The organism is Streptomyces sp. AC627_RSS907, assembly GCF_019049165.1.
This window is the reverse complement of sequence record NZ_JAGMUE010001207.1, coordinates 1-570: the sequence shown is the minus strand read 5'-3', so window position 1 is coordinate 570 and position 570 is coordinate 1. Positions and strand designations below refer to the sequence as shown.

Genomic DNA, 570 nt, shown 5'->3' with positions numbered 1-570 from the left:
CGACTGCACCGTGCCCTGGAGCGCCCCGCCGCCCAGGCCCTGCACGACGCGGAACGCGATCAGGCTGGCCATGTTCCACGCGGTGGCGCACAGCAGCGAGCCGACCAGGAACAGCGCGATGCCCACCAGCAGCACCGGCTTGCGGCCGAAGGTGTCCGACAACTTCCCGTACACCGGCAGCGACACCGTCACCGCGAGCAGGTAGCCCGCGAAGAGCCAGGAGAAGACGGAGAAGCCGCCGAGGTCGCCGACGATCTGCGGCACGGCCGTGGAGATGATCGTGGAGTCCAGCGCGGCGAGCGCCATCGCGAGCATCAGCGCGGCGACGACGGGCCCGCGACGCTCGACCCGCGGTGGTCCCGCGGCCTGTGGCGCGGGGTCCTGGTCCGTGTGCCGTGCGGTGCCGCCCACCGTGCGTCTCCCTCGCTCGTTGTAGTCACCACCTTTCCACGGGTCGCGATCTCGCGGTACCGGTCACCGCCCCGGCCGCCCGGCCCCGCCCTCCGGGTCTCCCGTACGGCGACCCCTACCGCCCCACCGACCGCTCCAGCACTGCTCCCCGGCCTGAGC

Annotated in this window: 1 protein-coding gene; it reads right to left on the bottom strand. The window is 73.2% G+C overall.

The features are described from left to right. Positions 1 to 411: MFS transporter (locus KUM32_RS41085; RefSeq protein ID WP_217146753.1), on the bottom strand; the 411-nt coding region annotated here is incomplete at its 3' end. Between the last annotated feature and the right edge of the window lie 159 nt (positions 412 to 570).